Below are 15,968 nucleotides of genomic sequence, written 5' to 3' on the forward strand. Positions count from 1 at the left end.
ATTTTTAGAATTTTTAGAAATCACACAATTACAAATCATTCGTAATATACAATTAACGAGTTGTAACATAAATTTCCATATTAATAAAATGTATTTCTCATACAATCTCCAGTGGTTTTCATATATTTTTCATATACGAGCACAAGAACTTTTTTCCAGAAAAAATTACAGTGTTACTTTTTTGTTACAAAAAATTCACAATTCGTTACATCTTTTACCAAAAAACATCAATATTCCATTGTTAACTTATTTTTTTGTAATAAAAAGAGAGCAGCTACTAAAAGCTACTCTCTTTTTATTTGTTATTGAACTTTCTTTTTCCAAACACCTAGCATAATAGCCGAGATAATTGTTCCAATTAATATAGAGAAAATATATAGTAACGGTTTATTTACTAACGCTATTACAAATAATCCACCATGCGGTGCCGGTAATGTAATTTGGAATAACATAGATAACGCACCTGCAATACTTGAACCAACAACACAACTTACGATTACTCGAACCGGATCTGCAGCTGCAAACGGAATCGCACCTTCTGTAATGAACGATGCTCCCATAATATAATTTGTTAAACCAGATTTACGTTCCGCTTCTGTAAACTTTGATTTAAAGAATGTAGTTGCGAATGCAATCGCAAGTGGCGGTACCATACCACCAGCCATAACTGCTGAGTGCACTCCAAAATTCTGTGCTTCTATTGCAGCAATACCAAACGTAAATGCCGCTTTATTAATTGGACCACCCATATCAATCGCCATCATACCACCTAAAATAAGACCTAGTAATATAGCATTCGTACCATTTAAACCATTTAACCACCCTGTCAACATTTCATTTAATGCTACTACAGGCGGAATTACTACTTTTTGCATTACAACTCCTGTAATCAATAATCCAAAGACTGGATATAACAAAACAGGTTTAATTCCTTCTAATTGTACTGGTAGTCCTGAAAATAATCTTTTTAACCCTAAAACAACATATCCAGCTAAGAAACCAGCAATTAATCCACCTAAAAATCCAGCATTCGCATTCGCCGCTAAAAATCCACCTACAACACCAGGCATAAAACCAGGACGATCAGCAATAGAGCTTGCAATAAATCCAGCTAAAATTGGTACAAGGAATAAAAATGCACCTGTTTTTCCTCCACCAATTGACATGAACAATTCAGCTAAAGGACCTTCCGCCTTTATACCACCAAACGAAAATGCTAGCGCTATTAAAATCCCGCCACCAACAACGAATGGAAGCATATTACTTACACCGCTCATTAAATGCTTATAAATTCCTAATCCTTTTTCTCTCTCAATACTTTCTGTTTTCCCATCCTCTTTTACACCTTTAAAGATTGGTGCATCTTGTTTGACAGCTCGTTTAAGCAGATTTTCCGTTTTTCTAATCCCATCAGCAACTGGCACTTGAATGACATGTTTACCAGCAAAACGATTCATTTCTACTTGTTTATCTGCCGCAACAATAATAGCTGTTGCACGTTCAATATCCTCTTTCGTTAAACCGTTTTTGATACCTGTTGATCCGTTCGTTTCAACTTTAATCGCTATTCCTAACTCTGCCGCTTTTGCTTTTAAGCTATCCGCCGCCATATATGTGTGAGCGATTCCAGTTGGGCAAGCTGTAACAGCAAGTACGTACGGTTCATTTCCTTCTGGTTTTGCGACTTCAATCTCTTCTTCTTTTTCATTCTCTTTTTCATCAAATAGTTGAAGAAGCTCACTTTCATCCTTCGCTTCTAATAGTTGCTTGCGAAACCCTTCATCCATTAATAATGTCGATAAACGAGACAATGTTTCTAAATGAGTATTATTCGCTCCTTCACTTGCAGCAATCATAAAGAATAAGTGTGCTGGTTGTCCATCAAGCGACTCATAATTGATACCGCTTACACTTCTACCAAAACAAATCGATGGTTGTTTAACAGCCTTTGTCTTCGCATGAGGTATTGCAATACCTTCCCCTATTCCAGTCGTACTTTGGGACTCCCGCTTTAAAATAGCTTCTTTAAATTCCGTTTTACTATTTAAACGATTTGCCCCGTTTAATTTCTCAACTAATTCATCTATGACAGCTTCTTTATTTGAAGCTGTCAAATCCATAATGACTGTATCCCTTTTTAATAGTTCTGTAATTTTCATATGTTGCTTCCCCCTATCGCTTAGCTACAATTACTTGCGACAATAATTCTTCTACTTTTTCCTTCTTACATAAATCAGCTGAAAATGCTGTTGCACTCCCTGTTGCAACGCCGTATTGAAATGCCTTTTCAATATCTTTTGTCTGTTCATATTTGCCTACAAACCCTGCAACAAGAGAATCTCCGGCCCCAACTGAATTAATTACAACACCTTTTGGAACAGTCGCTTCATATATACCTTCTGCCGTAAATAATAAAGCTCCCTCTCCAGCCATCGATACGATAACGTGTTTTACACCTTGTTCAATTAATTTTCTTCCATAAGGTAAAATGTCTTCTACTGTTGAAAGCTCCACTCCAAACAACTCACCAAGTTCATGGTGGTTTGGCTTAATTAAAAATGGCTTATTTTTAATTACATGTTGCAGTGCACTTCCACTTGCATCTACTACTACACGAATACCTTTTTCAGCTCCAAACGCAGCAATTGATTCGTAAAAAGTACTTGGAATAGAGATCGGTACACTCCCAGCGAGTACAACACAATCTCCAGGTTGCATACTCTCAATTTTTTTCATTAACTGTTCGAACTGCTCTTTTGTTACAATAGGACCTTGGCCATTTAATTCTGTTTCTTCTTTCCCTTTTATTTTCACATTAATGCGAGTATCTTCATCTACTTGGACGAAGTTTGTTGTTACACCTTCCGTCTGTAATACCTCTTTAATAAATTGACCAGTAAATCCACCAGTAAATCCAAGTGCTATATTTTTAACACCTAAACGCTGAAGAACACGAGAAACATTAATTCCTTTTCCTCCAGGAAACTTCATATCTTTCTCCGCTCGATTTATTGTTCCTAAATCAAAAGAAGGAACTTGCACTACATAATCAATAGATGGGTTTAAAGTAACTGTATAGATCATTGTTTATCAGCCTCAATTACATTGGTTTGTTTTTTATATTTTTCTAAATCAATTTCTAAATGGTTTGTAATAATATTTGCATCTTCAACATTTGCAATTTTCGCAAACGCAACTTCTGAAAACTTACTTTCATCAATTAAGAAATATCCTTCGTTTGCTAATGTTAGTGCCATTTGTTTTAGGAGCGCTTCTTCTGGATCTGGCGTTGTAAAGCCAAGCTGTTCATGTACACCATTTGCACCTAAAAAACATTTATCAAAGCGATACTTCTGCATACTTTCCTGTGCCATAGCACCGATTAAAGCTTTCGTCCTACTCTTCATCATTCCGCCTAGTAAATACGCACGAATATTATTTTCAACTAAAGCTTCAATATGCATAAGTCCATTCGTAACGACAGTAACATCTTTATTGATTAAAAATGGAATCATTTCAAATGTTGTACTCCCTGCATCTAAATAAATACAATCACCTTGTTCAACAACGCTAGCCGCATAATTAGCAATTTGTTGTTTTATTTGAATGTTTTTGGATGATTTTTCAACCATCGTTGGTTCTTGCCCTTTTCCTGTTAAAACAGCGGCACCACCATGAACTCTTTTTAATAACCTTTGCTTTTCCAATTGTGCTAAATCACGGCGAATTGTCGACTCAGAGCTTTCTGTTCTTTCAACTAATTGCTGTAATTTTACAACTTTCTGTTCTTTTACAAGTTGCAATATCATTTGATGACGTTCAGGAGTTAACATTTTATTCACCTCTTCTTTGATTACAGTATAATGAAAACGGTCACAAAAATCAACCATAAACAACCAAAAATAATCACAAACATTCATAAACGTTTATAAAAAGCAAAAAAAGAAACCTATTCGATCAAACAATCAAATAGGTTTCTTTTCTAAATTCACTTATAAAGAAGCTTTATATATACTTAGAACATCATCTTTATTTAATTTTTTAAAGTTACCAAATTCACCATACGCCATCGCTTTATTAGCCATTATATCAATTTCATTTTCTCCAATACCGTAATCAGCTAATGTTGCTGGCGCTTCAATCGAAGTCCAAAATTGACGCAGTGCCTCAATTCCTTCTAACGCCACTTCTTTATCTGTTTTTCCATCTGTTTCTATTTCAAATACACGAATAGCGAACTGTTTAAAACGACTTACATTTTCATCTACGACATGCTTCATCCAGTTAGGGAATAGAATTGCTAAGCCGCCTCCATGCGGTATATCATGAACAGCAGAAACTGCATGTTCAATATTATGAGTTGCCCAGTCACCTCTTACTCCCATCGCTAAAATACCATTTAACGCCATCGTTCCGCAATATAAAATTGTTTCCCTATGCTCATAATTTTCTAAATCACTTAAAAGCTTGGGAGCTGTCTTAATTACTGTTTTTAAAACAGATTCACAATAACGATCTTGTAGTTCTGTATTCGTTCCATGATGGAAATATTGTTCTAATACATGTGACATAATATCTACCATACCATAAATCGTTTGATCTCTCGGCACAGATGCAGTATGAACTGGATCTAAAATTGAAAACTGCGGGAATGTAACTGGGCTTCCCCATCCATACTTTTCATTCGTTTCCCAATTTGTAATTACCGAGCCTGCATTCATTTCAGAACCTGTCGCAGCAAGAGTAAGTACAGTACCAAATGGTAATGCCTCACTAGCAAATGCTTTTTTCGTTACAATATCCCATACATCTCCATCATATTTACTACCAGCAGCAATCGCTTTCGTACAGTCGATTACACTTCCTCCACCAACTGCTAAAATAAATTCGACTCCATTATCTTTACAAATTTGAATCCCTTTCTTTACAGTTGATACACGAGGATTCGGTTCAACACCCGTCAATTCAAATACTTCTGCATTAATATCCTTTAAAATAGAAATCACATTATCATAAATACCGTTTCTTTTAATACTGCCTCCTCCATATACGAGAAGAACCTTCTTACCAAACTGTGGAATTTCAGTTTTTAACTGTTCTAATTGATCTTTACCGAAAATAAGTTTCGTTGGATTACGAAATACAAAATTTTGCATATTTCTTTACCATCCCTTCTATTTGAAAAGCAACTATACTTTTGTATACCATATTTTTTTCATTTCACAAAAAGATTTGCTTAACAAAAAAGCCCCAGCCTAAAGGCTGAGACTTTTATTGATAATAAGGTGAGATCATTAAGTACACAATAACACCAGATAAACTTACATATAACCAAATTGGCATTGTCCAACGTACAATTTTACGGTGACGTGTTAATTGATTTGTAAAACCAAATACAAGTGCAAACAATGCAAGTGGTACGATAATTGCTGCTAGGATAATATGTGTAATTAAAATGATGAAATACACATATTTAATGAATCCTTCTCCGCCAAAATGTGTTGCCGGTGCTAAGTAATGATACGATAAATACGACACACAAAATAGTAAAGTTGTCGTAAATGCTGCAAGGATGAAACCACGATGCATTTTCACATTCTTTTTAATAATAGAGAATAACGCTGCTAATAAAAATACGAACGTAAAGCTATTAAAAATCGCGTTTAACATTGGTAAAATCGTTACATCAAAATGTACTTCTCCTTCATAGCCAACAGGTCCAAAGAACAAAAATAAAATAATCGCATTTACAATTACAGAAAGCGTTATCACAATAGGAGCATAGCTTTTCTGATTTGTTGATTGATCCACCAAAATGGTCACTCCCTCTTCCTTCAAGTATGTATACGTAACCTCACTATTTTAACATATTATTCACAGTGTAAATGTGACAATAGTTTGACACAGCAAGACAAAACAAAGAAAAAAATCCTTCTTAATAAAACTTCTTAAGAAGGATTTTATCGCTTTATTATTCAAATAGCAACGCGATTAATTTTTGTTAAAAAATGTATCGCTATATGCTTGAAAAATTTCAGACACTTGATATCCCATTAATGAAATTGCTGTTAATGAAAAGAAACCAATCATAAGAAATCGAAACCACATATAAATCTCCTCCTTGTATTTAGCTTAAAAAACGTTAGCTACCTTACAAGTTGCGTGGCACTCTTCATCATCACTTTCCTTCTTCTTTACAATTGCTGTAATAAATCGAATCATAAAGAAAACTACAAAAGGAAATTGTTCGTAATTCACATTGGCATAGTTTAGCAACGGCTCGCGCTGCACATCGAACGGAGATGAGAAGGAATAGAACATACCTTGCTCTTCCATATATACAATTACAATTTTCATGCAAAATACTATTCCTAGAAACGAAACAATATCTTGCCATTCTGTCGTATATAACAGGTTATACAGCTCTAATACGTACTCTTCCATCATCATCCCCCCTTCCTTTTTTACCATTTTGCTCGCCTTCGTATAAAAAGTCAAGAAAAAAGTTTATATCCACTATGACAATAGTAATTACTTGTTTCTATGATTATATATGATTCTTTTATAGCAATGACTGGGTGTAACTCTCTTCGAAAATAAGAAAATTAGAATCGAACAGATTCCTCATTCTTACTTTTAGGATTCAAAACTGTGCTATTTTTATTTCTATTAAAAATAAAATAAGAAAGTATGATAAGAACTGTAACAAACATTGTTAAAAGTGCTTGTGAACGTAAAGTATCAATTGCGAACATCGCAACTAAAACTGCTATAATAGCAGCAATTGTAACATACGTTACATACGGAAAAAGCCACATTTTCACTTTCAAATTTTTTTGTTCTACTTTCCCCATTTTTTTACGCATCTTTAAATGCGAAACTGCAATAACGAGATAAACTAGTAACGCAATCCCGCCAGATGCATTCACTAAAAACAAAAAGACTTTATCTGGAGAAATGTAACTAAAAACAACTCCAATATAAGCGAAGACCGTTCCAAATAAAACCGCTCGAACAGGAACACCACTACTGTTCAATTTTAAAAATGACTTTGGCGCATCTCCTCTTTCTGCCATTGAAAAAAGCATTCTTGAATTTGTATATAAGCCTGAATTTAAGCAAGAAAGTACAGCTGTTAAAACGATAAAATTCATAATTTGTGCTGCCGCTGGTATTCCTATATGTTCAAGTACAGCTACAAATGGACTTTTTAATATGTTAGCTGAATTCCATGGCAGTAGCGTAACAACTACCGCTATAGACCCAATAAAAAATACAAGAATACGCCAAATCACACTGTTTGTTGCTGTTTTTACTGCTTTTACAGGTTCTGCAGATTCACCAGCCGCTACTGCTACAATCTCTGATCCCATAAATGAAAATATAACAACAGTAATTCCAAGCAAGACCGAACTTATACCGTTTGGCATAAACCCACCTTGTCCAATTAAATTCGAAGTGCCGGGTGCTTCTGTTCCTGGAACAAATCCTAAAATAACAGCAAGACCTAGACAAAGGAACAAAACAATACTTATTACTTTAATAAAAGAAAACCAATATTCAAACTCTCCAAATGATTTCACCGAAAAAACGTTCGTCAGCGTTAATAAAATTGTTAATATTAAACTTAATAACCATAGCGGTATTTGTGGAATCCAATATTGGATAATACCAGCACCTGCTGTGGCTTCTATTGCAATAACAATTACCCAGAAAAACCAGTATAACCAGCCTATTGTATAACCCGCCCATGGACCAATTGCTTCTCTTGCATACGTTGCAAATGAACCACTTGTCGGATTTACAGCTGCCATTTCTCCTAGCATTCTCATGACGAAAATGACTAGAAGTCCTGCTAATGTATATGAAACGATAGAACCAGGTCCTGCCGAATGTACAACGGCACCACTTCCAACAAACAAACCAGCCCCTATTACGCCGCCAATTGAGATCATTGTAATGTGGCGTATTTTGAGATCTTTCTTTAGATTTTTATCCAACTCTTGTACATCCCCTTCCAAACTAAATTTTGAAATTTATGTAAGAGTACTGTGCGAAAGATTTTGTTCTATACGTTAAAATATATCAAAATATTCTGAATTTAACAATTGCAATTCAATCTCCTTCAAAAATTATTTCATTAGGTTTAATACTTTCCCACACACAATTGTTGAGAAAATTATAGTCCTCTTACGAAAGAAAGAATTTTCAGATATTATTAAATAAACAAGATTATACATCTAGACAACTTTTTGTATAGGAGTGTTGATATGTTAAACAAGTTCAAATTTTTTTGTTGTATTTTAGTACTGTTCTTACTACTACCGCTATCCCCTTTCCAAACACAAGCAGCAAACAATTTAGGTTCAAAATTACTCGTTGGATACTGGCATAACTTTGATAACGGTACTGGCATTATTAAATTAAAAGACGTTTCACCAAAATGGGATGTAATCAATGTATCTTTTGGTGAAACTGGTGGTGATCGTTCCACTGTTGAATTTTCTCCTGTGTATGGTACAGATGCAGACTTCAAATCAGATATTTCTTATTTAAAAAGTAAAGGAAAGAAAGTAGTTCTTTCAATAGGAGGACAAAATGGAGTCGTTTTACTTCCTGACAATGCCGCTAAGCAACGTTTTATTAATTCCATACAATCTCTAATCGATAAATACGGTTTTGATGGAATAGATATTGACCTTGAATCAGGTATTTACTTAAACGGAAATGACATTAATTTCAAAAACCCAACTACTCCCCAAATCGTAAATCTTATATCAGCTATTCGCACAATCTCAGATCATTATGGTCCAGATTTTCTATTAAGCATGGCTCCTGAAACAGCCTATGTTCAAGGCGGTTATAGCGCATACGGAAGTATCTGGGGTGCATATTTACCAATTATTTACGGAGTGAAAGATAAACTAACATACATTCACGTTCAACACTACAACGCTGGCAGCGGGGTTGGAATGGACGGTAATAACTACAATCAAGGTACTGCAGACTACGAAGTCGCTATGGCAGATATGCTCTTACATGGTTTTCCTGTAGGTGGTAATCCAAATAACATTTTCCCAGCTCTTCGCTCAGATCAAGTTATGATTGGGCTTCCAGCAGCACCAGCGGCAGCTCCAAGTGGTGGATACATTTCGCCAACTGAAATGAAAAAAGCTTTAAATTATATCATTAAAGGAGTTCCGTTCGGAGGAAAGTATAAACTTTCTAACCAAAGTGGCTATCCTGCATTCCGCGGCCTAATGTCTTGGTCTATTAATTGGGATGCAAAAAACAACTTTGAATTCTCTAATAATTACAGAACATATTTTGATACTCTTCCCTTGCAAAAATAATAAAAAACAACAATAGGTTATAGGACCTATTGTTGTTTTTATTTACCATCAATTACCATATATTGTTCATCAAAATCAAATTGAGAATGATGATGTGGAATTGAATACATTAGTTACTATTTTGCTTCAATACAAATACTGAAAGTTCTGGTACACTCCAAAATCTAACAGGCATTCGGGTTGTCCCAATACCTCGATTTACATATAAATATAACAGCTTACTCTTCCCCTCTACTTCATACATACCTTCAACATAGCTCTCAGCTAGTTTGGTAGTAATTAATGGACCTACGAAAGGAATTTGGACTTGTCCTCCGTGACTATGTCCTGACAGTTGAAGATCCACTGGGTAACGATTTATTTTGGTTACAACATCCGGCTCATGTACTAATAACATGTTGAAATCATCTTGTTTCAAGTTTTTTAAAGTTGAATCTATTTGCGGCTTCCCTAATAGAAAATCATCCAAACCTGATATTGTAATATATTTGCCGTTTTCCACTTTAATTTTCTGCACTTCATTTACTAATACAGAAAAACCAGCTTCCTCCATATATTTTTTGTAAAATAAACTACCGCCCCCGCCCCTATCATGATTCCCAAACACAGCATATTTCCCTAAGGGAGCGTAAATTTTCTGCAAAATAGCCTTCGCTGCTTCTCTTTCCGCACTATAAGACCCAAATTTATCTATTAAATCTCCGGTAAAAACTACTATATCTGGATGTAATTCATTCATCTTCTCCACTAAATGTTCAAGTTGTTTCAGTGTAAACTCTGGTCCTAAATGTACATCTGAAAACTGCAATATTTTTTTATTATTAAACTCTTTAGGAATTGTAGAAGCTTCTATTTCATTCCACGTAACGGTTACTAGTTTTCGTTCTATTTCTGTCGCATAATAATACAAACTTACTGGTATCATTAATATACTTATAAAACTAATAATAAATATCTTTACGATTGATTTTTTTCGTTCTTTTTTTACATGATTCGTATTCATGTTTTCACCTCTAGAAACACTTTAAATCCTTATTGTTACATTCATGTGACAATATGAACAATGTTATCAATATGTAATTTCCTCTCTATTCACTTTGACAATTTTATACAGAAGTCATAACATATTTTTATAATACATAGATTTTTGAAATTTTTTCTATTCATTTCATCATTTTATTACGGAGGGATTATTCATGTCTGTATTTACACCAGAAGAAATTACGGAACTTGCTGCGAATTCAGGAAGAAAAAAAGCTCATTTATCATTGCTCCCTATGCTAATTCTTGGTTTTTTTGGTGGCGCTTTTATCGCATTAGGGTATTTACTCGATATTCATGTTATTGGGACAATGCCAAAATATTGGGGATCATTTTCTAGTTTTCTAGGCGCTGCTGTATTCCCTGTTGGTCTCATTCTCGTTATTCTTGCAGGCGGTGAACTAGTAACTGGTAACATGATGACAGTTTCTATGGCCTGGCTCCAAAAGAAAATTACTTTATTTTATTTCATACGAAATTTAGTTATTGTTACATGTAGCAATTTCATAGGGGCTGTATTTGTAGCCTACTTTTTCGGTCATATCGTTGGCTTAACTGAAGGAGCTTTTTTAGCGAAAACTATTTCTATCGCTCAAGCGAAACTACAAGATACACCATTGCAAGCATTTATTTCTGCAATCGGATGTAATTGGCTCGTTTGTTTAGCTGTTTGGCTCAGTATGGGAAGTAAAGAATTTATCGGAAAGATTATCGGTATTTGGTTCCCGGTTATGACTTTTGTTGCGATTGGATTTCAACACGTTGTAGCCAATATGTTTGTCATCCCAGCCGCGATTTTTGCCGGTCATTTCACTTGGGCTGAATATTTTCCAAACTTTATTTTTGTTTTCTTTGGAAATTTAGTAGGAGGTATGTTATTTGTAGCACTACCTTACTTCATATCTTATAATAAGAAACTACCTTCTTATCAAGAGAAGACTGAAATGAAAAACAAATCTCTGTCCGCTTAAATGGAATGTCTATAAAGTGCCCTAAAAAATATTACAAATTTCATTTTTTTTGCGAATATATGTACGTACACTTGTTCTCGAATGTTTTATACGTTATAATAACAACTTAAATAGCATTATTTACATATGAGGTGAAAAACATGAACAAAACAGAATTAATTAAAAACGTAGCACAAAATGCTGAGATTTCTCAAAAAGAAGCTACTGTAGTTGTACAAACTGTAGTAGAATCAATCACTAACACTTTAGCTGCTGGTGAAAAAGTACAACTTATCGGATTCGGTACATTCGAAGTTCGTGAAAGAGCTGCTCGTACAGGCCGTAACCCACAAACTGGTGAAGAAATGCAAATCGCAGCTTCTAAAGTACCTGCTTTCAAAGCTGGTAAAGAACTAAAAGAAGCTGTAAAATAATGAAAAATATCCTTCTCATTTATGAGAAGGATATTTTTTTCATAACATAATTAATAAAAATCTGACCATTATGCTGTTTCTTTTGTTCCTTTATGCAAATAAAACCTTTACTTTCAAAGAAAGGTTTTGCTGTAATACTCGCTTCTGTATAGATTTCCCTATGCCCTAGGTTCACTGCTTCTTTTTCTAACTTCTGTAATATCGATGAGGCTATCCTTTTCCCTTGATAATATTTATGTGTAAATAAACGATCTACGTAATGATCCTCATTATAATCTCCAAATCCGACTATCACACCGTTATGATCCGCTACATAACTAATATTCTTTTCTAAAGACTTTAACCAGCTTTCTCTATCTAGTCGATCTGGTGCCCATGCCTGTAGCTGTAACTCATTATAATCTTTTGCATTAACCGTATGAACTGTTTCATAGAACAATTGTAATACTTGCTTTAAATCTTCTTTCTGAAATGTTCTAATTATAATATCTTTTAACATATATAAGTCTCCTTACCAAACTACCTCTTAACTTTTCTACTACATACGATTCAATAATTCTTCTTTATTATATCGTTTTAATTTCTATACGAACAAAAAAACAATACTTATTCAAAGTATTGTTTTTTAATTCTATTCAATTACTTAATGTAGCTTTTTAAGATTTTAATTTAACTCTTTGTAATCGTAATGCATTTAATACAACGGATACAGAACTAAATGCCATCGCTGCTCCAGCAACCCAAGGGGCTAAGAAACCTAATGCCGCAATTGGAATTCCTAACGCGTTATAAGCTAATGCCCAAAATAAATTTTGTTTAATATTTCTTATCGTCATTTTACTCATAAAGATCGCATCAGCAATACTATTTAAATCACCGCGGATTAACGTTATATCCGCTGCTTCCATCGCTACATCCGTTCCCGTTCCAATTGCCATACCAATGTTCGCTGTAGCAAGAGCAGGAGCATCATTTATCCCGTCTCCAACCATCGCTACTTTCTTACCATTTGCTTGCAGTTTTTTCACTTCTTCTGCTTTTCCTTCTGGCAATACTTCTGCAATTACGTGATCAATACCAACTTGCTTTGCAATTGCCTGAGCAGTTTGTGTATTATCCCCTGTAATCATCACAACGTCTAGACCCATTTTTTTCAGTCTTGCGATAGCTGCTTTTGAAGTATCTTTCACAGTATCTGCAACGGCAACTATACCAGCATATTCTTTATCGATTGCAATAAGCATTGCTGTTTTTCCTTCTCGTTCTAGCTCTTCCATTGATTTTGAAACTTCTTCAATATCAATATTGAATTTCTTCATTAATCGACGTGTGCCAATTAATAATTGTTTTCCTTCTACGACTGATTCGATACCAAATCCAGGAATCGCTTCAAACGTTTCTGAACTTGGAATATCAATTTTCTTTTCTCTAATTCCTTCCACAATCGCTTCTGCAAGTGGGTGTTCAGAATTTTTTTCTGCCGCACCTACTAAACGTAGTATTTCTTCTTCATGGAATCCATCTGCTACAATTATATCTGTTAACACAGGCTTTCCGTTTGTCACAGTACCTGTTTTATCTAGAATAACTGTATCTAATCGGTGCGTTGCTTCTAAATGCTCTCCACCTTTAAATAAAATACCATACTCAGCCGATCTTCCTGATCCTGCCATAATAGATGTAGGCGTTGCAAGACCTAATGCACATGGACAAGCGATAACAAGTACTGCTATCATTTTCTCAAGTGCTCCGCCAAAATCACCAGGTGTAACAAATATCATCCATACTGCAAATGTGATAATCGCAATCACAACTACAACCGGTACAAAAATACCTGAAATTTGATCCGCTACCCTTTGAATAGGAGCTTTTGAACCTTGTGCCTCTTCTACTACTTTAATGATTTGAGCTAATGCAGTATCTCTGCCTACTTTAGTTGCTTTCACTTTTAAAAAACCATTTTTATTTATTGTCGAACCTATTACTACATCCCCAATTGACTTATCAACAGGAATACTTTCACCCGTTAACATCGATTCATCAATCGCTGATTTTCCTTCTACAATCTCACCATCTACTGGTATTTTTTCACCAGGCTTTACATAGACGATATCACCAGCTACTACTTCTTCAATCAAAATTTTTATTTCTGTTCCATCTCGCACAACTGTAGCTGTCTTCGCTTGTAAACCCATCAATTTTTTAATTGCTTCTGATGAGCGCCCTTTTGCTTTCGCTTCAAATAATTTACCTAAAATAATTAATGTAATAAGTACCGCACTCGTTTCAAAATATAAATCTGTCATATGTTCCGAAGAACCAATAGATTGAATACTTAAATATACACTATAGAAATACGCGGCCGACGTTCCAAGTGCCACGAGAACATCCATATTAGCACTTTTATTGCGTAACGCTTTATAAGCCCCAACATAAAACTGTCCACCAATGATAAATTGAACAGGAGTTGCAAGTGCTAGTTGCACCCAAGGGTTCATTAACATATCTGGTAAATAAATAAATGACGTAAATGAGAAATGACTAACCATTGCCCATAATAATGGGAAAGATAAAATAAACGAAATAATAAACTTCTTCTTTTGTCTTTCAATTTCTTGTAATCGATGATCAGTTGATGCATCTTGATCATCTGGTTTCACTTCTAATTTATATCCTAGCTTCGTAATCGCGCTCTTCATTTCATTTACATTAACTTCATCAGGGTTAAAGTCTACTGTGGCTGATTCTAAAGCAAAATTTACTGTCGCCTTGTTCACACCATCTAACTTATTTAAACGCTTTTCAACTCTATTTGCACATGCTGCACATGTCATTCCTGAAACAGTAAATTCAGCTTTATCACTTACAATTCCATATCCTAATGATTCAACTTTTTCTTTAAATTGTTGCGGATTTGTTTTAGTTGGATCGTACATTATTTTTGTTTTTTCAAGCGCAAAATTTACATTTGCCTCATGAACACCTTCTACTTTTTTTAGACCTTTTTCAATTCTATTTGCACATGCCGCACATGTCATTCCTGATATTTGAAGATTGGCCTCTTTTTTTTCATTCATGTCTCTCACCTCTATATACCCTTATGAGGTATAATTATTAGCAAAATAAATCGTACTTCATTTAAAGTACGATTTATTTCCATATCTAAAAATAATTATTGAACATCGTATCCTTGATCTTCGATTACAGCAACGATATCTTTTAATGTTACAGCAGACGAGTCGATAGTAACTTCAACAGTTCCTTCTGCTAATTGAACCTTCACTTGTTCAACACCGTTTAGCTCTTTCACGCTGCTTTCGATAGCATTTACACAATGTCCACAAGACATACCTTCAACTTGTAATGTTAACTGTTCCATTTAAAATCCTCCTCTTGTTTATTCATTGTTTGTTAATCACAATTACATCTTACCATACCCCCCTAAGGTAATCAATGGTTTTGTATCATGATTTTTCAATTATTTTCTAAAAGTTTATTTTACACACACTTTTTCACTACAATACACCCAAATCCAATATGAGGGTAAACAAAAAAACAAGCCAGTTAAATACTAGCTTGTTTTTACGCTTTTGAAAAACGTTCAAATACTGTCATTAATTCTTCAATTGCTTCGTCACCATTTCCATTTTTAATAGCTCCTGAAACACAATGACTCGTATGATTTTTGAGAACGCCCATTCCTACTTTTTTCATCGCTGCATTAATCGCTGAAATTTGCACTAAAATATCTACGCAATAACGATCATTTTCAATCATGTTTTGAATACCGCGGACCTGTCCTTCAATTCTCTTTAATCTATTTATAATCTGTTCTTTTTCTTTTTCTGATCTATGTGTTACTGCTTCATGCTCTTTATGATCCATATTATCACCTTCTTAAAGTTTCTCTTCATCCAATAAAATAATTGTTTTTATGAGTATACCAATTATAGCATTAAATATCTACGCATGATACCCCATAAGAGTATATTTTCACTTTATGATTATTCTTAACAACTCATTAGCTTCTTAATCTCAATTTTCAGTATACCCTTTCCTTTTTGTCAAAAAATCATTATATCTCTCATCAAAATTCAATAAAGTGAAACAAGAATAAGCGGGGATTACCCGCCCCCGCTTATTCTTCGTCTATAATGTTTTAATTTTAATTTTCAGATATTTAACCCTAG

15 protein-coding genes are annotated in these 15,968 nt (G+C 34.4%); 3 read left to right on the forward strand and 12 right to left on the reverse strand.

What is annotated here, in order from left to right; all coding sequences use genetic code 11:
• Positions 1-302 precede the first annotated feature (302 nt).
• The 7 genes from N2V79_RS17815 to gabP form a co-directional block, all read right to left on the reverse strand.
• Complete coding sequence (locus N2V79_RS17815; RefSeq protein ID WP_327904692.1) at positions 303-2,159, reverse strand: PTS fructose transporter subunit IIABC; 1,857 nt, start codon at positions 2,157-2,159, stop codon at positions 303-305.
• A gap of 13 nt (positions 2,160-2,172) precedes the next feature.
• The gene (pfkB, locus tag N2V79_RS17820) at positions 2,173-3,084 is read right to left on the reverse strand and encodes a 1-phosphofructokinase (protein ID WP_197234697.1); all 912 of its coding nucleotides are present in this window, start codon (positions 3,082-3,084) and stop codon (positions 2,173-2,175) included.
• Positions 3,081-3,833: a DeoR/GlpR family DNA-binding transcription regulator gene (locus tag N2V79_RS17825; protein WP_000957288.1), complete on the reverse strand. Its 753-nt coding sequence runs from the start codon at positions 3,831-3,833 to the stop codon at positions 3,081-3,083. The genes pfkB and N2V79_RS17825 overlap by 4 nt, the downstream gene beginning before the upstream one ends.
• A gap of 159 nt (positions 3,834-3,992) precedes the next feature.
• Positions 3,993-5,156 carry an iron-containing alcohol dehydrogenase gene (locus N2V79_RS17830; RefSeq protein WP_078401154.1) on the reverse strand — a complete coding sequence of 388 codons (1,164 nt, stop codon included), beginning with the start codon at positions 5,154-5,156 and terminating at the stop codon, positions 3,993-3,995.
• 115 nt (positions 5,157-5,271) lie between these two features.
• Positions 5,272-5,814: a DUF420 domain-containing protein gene (locus N2V79_RS17835; RefSeq protein WP_000228315.1), complete on the reverse strand. Its 543-nt coding sequence runs from the start codon at positions 5,812-5,814 to the stop codon at positions 5,272-5,274.
• Positions 5,815-6,132: 318 nt separating this feature from the next.
• Positions 6,133-6,471: a hypothetical protein gene (locus N2V79_RS17840; RefSeq protein WP_003271231.1), complete on the reverse strand. Its 339-nt coding sequence runs from the start codon at positions 6,469-6,471 to the stop codon at positions 6,133-6,135.
• 134 nt (positions 6,472-6,605) lie between these two features.
• On the reverse strand, positions 6,606-8,000 hold the full coding sequence (gene gabP, locus N2V79_RS17845) for a GABA permease (RefSeq protein ID WP_065229220.1): 1,395 nt from the start codon (positions 7,998-8,000) through the stop codon (positions 6,606-6,608).
• A 270-nt stretch (positions 8,001-8,270) separates the two neighbouring features.
• On the opposite strand from gabP, the gene N2V79_RS17850 reads away from it, so the two are divergent.
• Entirely contained in the window at positions 8,271-9,353 is a 1,083-nt protein-coding gene (locus N2V79_RS17850) for a chitinase (protein WP_053563792.1), read from the forward strand.
• Positions 9,354-9,462: 109 nt separating this feature from the next.
• Here the strand turns inward: N2V79_RS17850 and N2V79_RS17855 are convergent, their stop codons facing one another.
• Positions 9,463-10,356 carry a metallophosphoesterase gene (locus tag N2V79_RS17855; RefSeq protein WP_075718845.1) on the reverse strand — a complete coding sequence of 298 codons (894 nt, stop codon included), beginning with the start codon at positions 10,354-10,356 and terminating at the stop codon, positions 9,463-9,465.
• A 193-nt stretch (positions 10,357-10,549) separates the two neighbouring features.
• Here N2V79_RS17855 and N2V79_RS17860 point away from each other — a divergent pair, with 193 nt between their 5' ends.
• Together N2V79_RS17860 and N2V79_RS17865 are read left to right on the forward strand one after the other, a co-directional pair.
• The gene (locus tag N2V79_RS17860; protein WP_069356101.1) at positions 10,550-11,365 is read left to right on the forward strand and encodes a formate/nitrite transporter family protein; all 816 of its coding nucleotides are present in this window, start codon (positions 10,550-10,552) and stop codon (positions 11,363-11,365) included.
• Between the two features lie 140 nt (positions 11,366-11,505).
• The gene (locus N2V79_RS17865; RefSeq protein ID WP_001043904.1) at positions 11,506-11,778 is read left to right on the forward strand and encodes an HU family DNA-binding protein; all 273 of its coding nucleotides are present in this window, start codon (positions 11,506-11,508) and stop codon (positions 11,776-11,778) included.
• A gap of 19 nt (positions 11,779-11,797) precedes the next feature.
• Here N2V79_RS17865 and N2V79_RS17870 read toward each other — a convergent pair whose 3' ends face one another.
• The 4 genes from N2V79_RS17870 to N2V79_RS17885 form a co-directional block, all read right to left on the reverse strand.
• Complete coding sequence (locus N2V79_RS17870; protein WP_069356102.1) at positions 11,798-12,277, reverse strand: GNAT family N-acetyltransferase; 480 nt, start codon at positions 12,275-12,277, stop codon at positions 11,798-11,800.
• Between the two features lie 157 nt (positions 12,278-12,434).
• Positions 12,435-14,855 carry a heavy metal translocating P-type ATPase gene (locus tag N2V79_RS17875; RefSeq protein WP_065222999.1) on the reverse strand — a complete coding sequence of 807 codons (2,421 nt, stop codon included), beginning with the start codon at positions 14,853-14,855 and terminating at the stop codon, positions 12,435-12,437.
• Positions 14,856-14,950: 95 nt separating this feature from the next.
• The gene (gene copZ, locus N2V79_RS17880) at positions 14,951-15,157 is read right to left on the reverse strand and encodes a copper chaperone CopZ (protein ID WP_000436973.1); all 207 of its coding nucleotides are present in this window, start codon (positions 15,155-15,157) and stop codon (positions 14,951-14,953) included.
• 203 nt (positions 15,158-15,360) lie between these two features.
• The gene (locus tag N2V79_RS17885) at positions 15,361-15,663 is read right to left on the reverse strand and encodes a metal-sensing transcriptional repressor (protein WP_000349637.1); all 303 of its coding nucleotides are present in this window, start codon (positions 15,661-15,663) and stop codon (positions 15,361-15,363) included.
• Positions 15,664-15,968: the final 305 nt, after the last annotated feature.

Origin of the sequence: Bacillus sp. CH_70 (genome assembly GCF_038007045.1) — a bacterium.
Lineage (GTDB): Bacteria > Bacillota > Bacilli > Bacillales > Bacillaceae_G > Bacillus_A > Bacillus_A cereus.